The following is a 5,160-nucleotide window of genomic DNA, read 5'->3' as shown; positions in this document are numbered from 1 at the left end:
CGGTATAGGGTGACCGGCCGTGGTGCCGGCACGGATAGAAGTTAGATCGGGCATACGCCCGACATCGAGCGCTCCGAACCAAAGACTATTGACGTGTTGAGCAGGAGGGAAAGAAAGCCGATAACCACTTGTTGACGCACACGAGTTATCCACCGCCTGCCGGCGTCGTGGCCACATGAGGAGACCCCGCCGGCAGGCCGAGGATAACTCGTGGAGTCCAAAGAGAGAATCTGGCGATCAAAATCGCTATCGAGGGGGCTTGACTTCGAATACCTCATAGAAGCTATTTCGAGGCCACGCGCGCGTATCTGGAGCGCCACGGCAAACCGGTGGCGTTCTACAGCGACAAGGCGAGCGTCTTTTACGTGAAGCGCCGCGCCGAGACTGCAGGCAAAGGTGTCACCCAGTTCGGCCGGGCGATGTATGGGCTCAATATCGACACGTTCTGCGCGAACTCAAGCCCCGCCAAGGGACGCGTGGAGCGCGCCCACCTCACGCTGCAGGATCGCCTGGTGAAGGAGCTGCGGCTGCGCGGCATCAGCACCATCGAGGCCGCCAACGCCTGGGCGCCCGCCTTCATGGCGGCCTATAACGCCCGCTTTGCAAAGCCGCCCAGAAGCACGTTCGATGCGCACCGGCCGCTGCGCACCGACGAGAATCTGGACGCGATCCTGACGTGGCGGGTCCGCCGCAAGGTATCGCGTTCGCTGACCGTGCTGAACGATCGCGTGATCTGGCTGCTGAAGGACACGCCGGCAACCCGCCGGCTGATCGGCCGCTACATCGAGGTATGGGAGTATCCGGACGGTCGCATCGAGCTGCGGGCCGGCGGTGCAGCACTGCCCTGTATCCCCTATGACAAGCTCTCGGAAATCGACCAGGGGGCCGTGATCGAGCACAAGCGGCTCGGCCATGCGCTGCGCGTCGCCCAGGCGATCCAGGCGCAGCGTGACAACCGTCGTGTATCGGGCTCGCCATCCCGCACCAATCGCGGCGCCGCGGTACGCAAACCGGAACCATTGCCTGGCACACGGAAGCAGCGCGAAGTGACGCTCGAGGACTTGAATGCGGCGGTAATGGGGACTCACCGCAACCCGGGGGGCTCGGTGCTAAAAACCCCCTCCAGATAGATATAAAGGACTGCAAAACAACCACACCCAGAACCAACCTCAACCCCGACATCTGTATTTAGCCGGGACCCCGACATCTGAAAATGGCTTTGACATTAGGTGTTACGGCTTTTTTGAAATGTCCGGTTCCACGACATTTGAACTTGGCGGGGACATTAAATGGGGTACGACGCTGTAATAAACCCGTCTGCCCGTGCAGGTCCGCGCTCTCCGACAATAGCCGATGGGCGCTATGCTCCGACACGGGAGTGAAACTTCGGCTTCAGCGATGAGCAGTTCCCGGGCGGCGCGTCGAAGGCAGACAGGCACCGCGCCGTGCGGTCTCTGGCAGGCAATCGGCACGCCAGAGACTTCCGCATCACGGGCAGCCTTGCGCATTTTTCTTTATAACCTCGCAGCACATCAAGCCATGGAAATCCGCGTCAGCTACGAACACAGTCTCGCCTCGGCGCCGAAAGAATTTTTCGTTCACGTGCCGTCTCGGGTCATCGCCGATGTACCGGTGAATGTGCCGCGCGCGCTGCTGCCGGAATTCATCACGAACCTGATCGCTGAGCGCTCACCCTCGATCGGCAAAATTCGGAATCTGAAGATCCTTTGAAACGAAAGACCGTCCGGCTGACACTCGACCAGACGCAGCCAGGGCTGCCGCTGAAGCCCGTCTCCGAGCGCGGCGGCCTCAGCTACGGTGCCGGCGCGGCCGCGACCCGCCGGCAACGACGCTGAAAAGGGTACGCGGGTCGCGCGAGTTGCTAACGATCACCTCGTGCCCCGCCTGCACCGCCAGGCGAGCGAGGCCACCGCCGATCAGGCCGGCGCCGATAAAACCGATTTTCATCACTGTGTCCAAAGCTTGGAATTGCATCCGTCCGAGCGCTCATCGCGTGAAGCCGGTCTTTCCCCGCGTGCGGCCGTCAATCATCTCGGCGATCGCCGCACGAGCCTCCGTCATCGGCACGACAGCGGCTTCTTCCGGCTTGATGTCGTTACGGATGATGAACTGCATCATGGCTTTCATCTCTTCGTGCGTGCCCATGATGGTGCCGCCTATGTCGATCTGCTCGACACAGATGCGCAGCAGATCGGTTTCCGCGGCATGGCCGGTCGTGACCCCGTGGATCACCACGACGCCGCCGCGTTTGACTGCCCCCAGGTTGTCCGCCCAGGTCATGGCGCCGATGTTGTCGACGAGTGCATCAGCGCGGCGCGGCAACTGATCGCCATGGCGGAATATCCGGTTGGCGCCGAGGCGCTCGGCGATCGCGGCACCCTCGTCATTGCGCGTCGTGGCCCGCACCTCGAAGCCAGCAGCACGACCCACCTGAATGAGCGCAGTCGACATGCCGCCCGAAGCGCCCTGCACCAGCAAGGACGGCGGACGCTGCGCTCATACTCTGCCGCTGACCGGGGCGCTCTCGCGAACTTTCATCACGTATCACATATGAGTCAACGTGCCACGAGGGCTGGCTCTCGCAGGAACGGTGTACGTCAGCCAGAAGCCAGGCGTCGATGCGAGCCGGCCGATGGATAGCTTGACGCCGATCTAGTTCTGTCACAAATCGGGAGACAGGGCAACCACCACCGGGTGCCAAGCCAAATTCAGGATGCTGGAACGCGTCGTGCTTGCCAAACCTGGTGCCCCTTCTTCCATCGCACTCGGGAGACCTGTCATGCAAACCGGACTCACCACCGGTTTTTCGCACGTCAAGCCGCAGGACACGTCATTCCCGCGCGGTGGGCTGCGCGATTTCTTTGTCTATCGTGATCTGGAAATCGTCAGGGTCACAAGGTGGTCGCGCAACTTTTTAGGGCAAATCTTGCGCCGAAGTTGGGCGCGGGCTGGCACCGGCATGAGGCAGATTTTCATATCGTCAGTATGCTCAAAGACCGGGCGCGCTTCGTGTACGACGACAAGGAAACGCTTGTCGAAGCGGGCGATTGCGTGCATCAGGCGCTGTCCTCTTCGAACACGCGCCAGACATCGAGTACATCGAAATCGTGAGCCCTGCCGAATTCAAATCGGTAGACGTGAAAGCGCCGCGCCGGCGCCCTGGTAACTATAAAGCGGCAGCAAGCGACACCCTGACGCATACACAAGCTTGCCGCCGCACGTACAGTTGATATGTCCGCCGACTGCTGTGGCGGGTCACGAAACCACGAACACGACCGGAGAAATTCATGCGAATCACGCTCCATCTCGGCACCTTCGACCGCCTTGACCCGAATGCCTATGCGATCCTTTGGCTCGACAACGACACCCACAAGTGGTCGCGCGAAGGTCATGCCGGCCTCCAATTTCCCGACTGGGGAAAGCTGCGGGTCGATGCGCGCGGCACGGTGGTGTGCGATCAGCATGATGCGCGCCCCCTGTTCATCCTCGACGGCCTCGCCATGGAAGCCCAAACTGGCCCGTTCGAGGGGGAATCAGGCGAGGCACTCTGGTGCTGCACTGAACGCGAAAGCGGATCAGGCGTTGCAGGGCACTGGCATGTGCAGTGCGTCGACAAGGACGCCGTGCTTGCCGAGCACAGCGTGTTCGCTGAGGACGAGGTCTGACCTCGGACGCGCCTTCGCCTGGTTGTATGCGAGTCTTCGGTGAATCCCCAAAAGCCCGTGTGAACGGGATCGGACTATTCCAGCTCCAGCGTGACGCGTCTGGTTAGCGCTTTGGATAAACGATGCCGACGTCCAAATCGACCAACTACTGCCGATGGCACGAACTGGTTTTTCGAGCGTCGTGCTCAACAACGGCTTCAACCCAGCGCAGGCTGCTCGCCGCGGCACGGGTTAGGTATCAAGCCCACTTCGCCGCCCTCCTCGCCCAGCCGCTCGAGCCTGAATTTGTAGACCCACTGTTGAACGGCGCAGATGCCAACAACATCTTTCCACGCAATAGCCGTCGTGACAATCAAACCTCGCAATCCTCGCGTGGTGAAAACGTCAAAGCCAAGCGGTCGCATTTTTGAAATGTATTTTTTGAGGGCCATCATAGGGCAACGAGCTTTGAATCAGGTTTGAAGCCAAATGGAGGCATATCATGGGCGGCGCGCTGGTTTGGGCAGCAATCCCTCACAACAGTGATGGGGTCGTGTTTCAAGTTCGCGTGATTCGCGGGCTTCAACGTTTTCATATCCCACGCCGGGCGCTTGAGGAGGCTTTCCACTTGGCACCTCATGCATCGGATGCAGGTCAACTCGAACTCTTTTATCAGCACATGACCCACATCCTGATGCGCGCCATGCGGAAACGTCCGATTGCGGGCGCAGACACCGCTGCACTTCAGACTGCCGATTTCACCACCGTCTTGGCAATAGAACAGGGCGCGACGCCGTACGTGGCGGAAATGCCACGGTATATGGCTTCAAACTGAAGGGTTTTTGATGAGAACGGTCGTTGGTGTGCGGGAAAGTCGAAGAGCGGGTCGAGACTGTGTGAAAACGCTCTTCGAGCGCTCGCGTCGAGCGATACAGCGTGCGATTGGAGCAATCGAAGCTCGCGATTTTTCATGGCTCACGCTCCGAGGATTTTGATCGCCCGCTTCATGTTATATGCCAGCACGTTCAGGCTCATCTCGGTTCGCACATTCTGAAGTGTCCTCGTCTAGAAATATGCGGCTCCCATCCTGAATTTCAGGGTTCAGAATGGATGCTCGACCGTCTGACATCGTAATCTTTCTTTCCGCATTCGGTATCGGGGGCGGAGGTGCTACAGGTTTGATGTTCAAAAAGATAAGTAGTCGCCCCTGAACAATTCGTTTTGGCCGTCATCGGCAACATCGGCGTCAGCGGGCGGATGCTCTCTGATCGACAGCGAAGAACAGGGCGATGAGAACAAGGGCGTAAAAAAGCCGCAGCTTCCTCAGGATCATCCGCAGGTTGTGACCGGCGCCGCATAGCACAGCGTGCATCGCGTCACCGAGCGCTCCCTTCAGCCAGTTCCGATCGAGTTTGCCATCTGTCTTCATGTGGCCGATGGCTGGCTCGATCGCACTGCGCCGTCTGATCATCGCTCGTAGTCTCCGCGTGATGCC

6 protein-coding genes and 4 pseudogenes are annotated in these 5,160 nt (G+C 59.9%); 5 read left to right on the top strand and 5 right to left on the bottom strand.

Going from position 1 to position 5,160, the window contains the following annotated elements:
- Nucleotides 1-281 precede the first annotated feature (281 nt).
- Together E1N52_RS42870 and E1N52_RS42865 are read left to right on the top strand one after the other, a co-directional pair.
- Nucleotides 282-1,130: pseudogene (locus tag E1N52_RS42870) on the top strand (transposase family protein); the annotation flags it as partial.
- Between the two features lie 409 nt (nucleotides 1,131-1,539).
- Nucleotides 1,540-1,731, top strand: coding sequence for a hypothetical protein (locus E1N52_RS42865; protein ID WP_133191109.1), 192 nt, complete (start codon nucleotides 1,540-1,542; stop codon nucleotides 1,729-1,731).
- 78 nt (nucleotides 1,732-1,809) lie between these two features.
- Here E1N52_RS42865 and E1N52_RS42860 read toward each other — a convergent pair whose 3' ends face one another.
- Entirely contained in the window at nucleotides 1,810-1,968 is a 159-nt protein-coding gene (locus E1N52_RS42860) for an NAD(P)-binding domain-containing protein (RefSeq protein WP_133191107.1), read from the bottom strand.
- A gap of 39 nt (nucleotides 1,969-2,007) precedes the next feature.
- On the bottom strand, nucleotides 2,008-2,472 hold the full coding sequence (locus tag E1N52_RS42855) for a zinc-binding dehydrogenase (RefSeq protein WP_133191105.1): 465 nt from the start codon (nucleotides 2,470-2,472) through the stop codon (nucleotides 2,008-2,010).
- 328 nt (nucleotides 2,473-2,800) lie between these two features.
- Between E1N52_RS42855 and E1N52_RS42850 the strand changes: the two are divergent.
- Both E1N52_RS42850 and E1N52_RS42845 read left to right on the top strand, forming a co-directional pair.
- Nucleotides 2,801-3,251: pseudogene (locus E1N52_RS42850) on the top strand (cupin domain-containing protein).
- A gap of 57 nt (nucleotides 3,252-3,308) precedes the next feature.
- Entirely contained in the window at nucleotides 3,309-3,686 is a 378-nt protein-coding gene (locus E1N52_RS42845) for a DUF3564 family protein (protein WP_028208655.1), read from the top strand.
- A gap of 197 nt (nucleotides 3,687-3,883) precedes the next feature.
- Here the strand turns inward: E1N52_RS42845 and E1N52_RS44505 are convergent, their stop codons facing one another.
- Nucleotides 3,884-4,120: a hypothetical protein gene (locus E1N52_RS44505; RefSeq protein WP_165979590.1), complete on the bottom strand. Its 237-nt coding sequence runs from the start codon at nucleotides 4,118-4,120 to the stop codon at nucleotides 3,884-3,886.
- Between the two features lie 47 nt (nucleotides 4,121-4,167).
- Here E1N52_RS44505 and E1N52_RS42835 point away from each other — a divergent pair, with 47 nt between their 5' ends.
- On the top strand, nucleotides 4,168-4,500 hold the full coding sequence (locus E1N52_RS42835; RefSeq protein ID WP_133191103.1) for a hypothetical protein: 333 nt from the start codon (nucleotides 4,168-4,170) through the stop codon (nucleotides 4,498-4,500).
- Nucleotides 4,501-4,640: 140 nt separating this feature from the next.
- Here the strand turns inward: E1N52_RS42835 and E1N52_RS44710 are convergent.
- Together E1N52_RS44710 and E1N52_RS42825 are read right to left on the bottom strand one after the other, a co-directional pair.
- Nucleotides 4,641-4,802, bottom strand: a pseudogene (locus E1N52_RS44710) (IS5/IS1182 family transposase); the annotation flags it as partial.
- 109 nt (nucleotides 4,803-4,911) lie between these two features.
- Nucleotides 4,912-5,160 (bottom strand): annotated as a pseudogene (locus E1N52_RS42825) (IS5/IS1182 family transposase); the annotation flags it as partial.

The sequence above is a fragment of the Paraburkholderia guartelaensis genome (assembly GCF_004353905.1).
Taxonomy (GTDB): domain Bacteria; phylum Pseudomonadota; class Gammaproteobacteria; order Burkholderiales; family Burkholderiaceae; genus Paraburkholderia; species Paraburkholderia guartelaensis.
The sequence above is the reverse complement of the archived record's forward strand: the minus strand, read 5'-3'. Positions and strand labels throughout refer to the sequence as shown.

Bases quoted from the DNA above. Each gene is read 5' to 3' on its own strand.
- E1N52_RS42860 (WP_133191107.1), bottom strand. From the start codon at position 1,968: ATGAAAATCGGTTTTATCGGCGCCGGCCTGATCGGCGGTGGCCTCGCT.
- E1N52_RS42845 (WP_028208655.1), top strand. From the start codon at position 3,309: ATGCGAATCACGCTCCATCTCGGCACCTTCGACCGCCTTGACCCGAAT.
- E1N52_RS42865 (WP_133191109.1), top strand. From the start codon at position 1,540: ATGGAAATCCGCGTCAGCTACGAACACAGTCTCGCCTCGGCGCCGAAA.
- E1N52_RS42835 (WP_133191103.1), top strand. From the start codon at position 4,168: ATGGGCGGCGCGCTGGTTTGGGCAGCAATCCCTCACAACAGTGATGGG.
- E1N52_RS42855 (WP_133191105.1), bottom strand. From the start codon at position 2,472: ATGTCGACTGCGCTCATTCAGGTGGGTCGTGCTGCTGGCTTCGAGGTG.
- E1N52_RS44505 (WP_165979590.1), bottom strand. From the start codon at position 4,120: ATGATGGCCCTCAAAAAATACATTTCAAAAATGCGACCGCTTGGCTTT.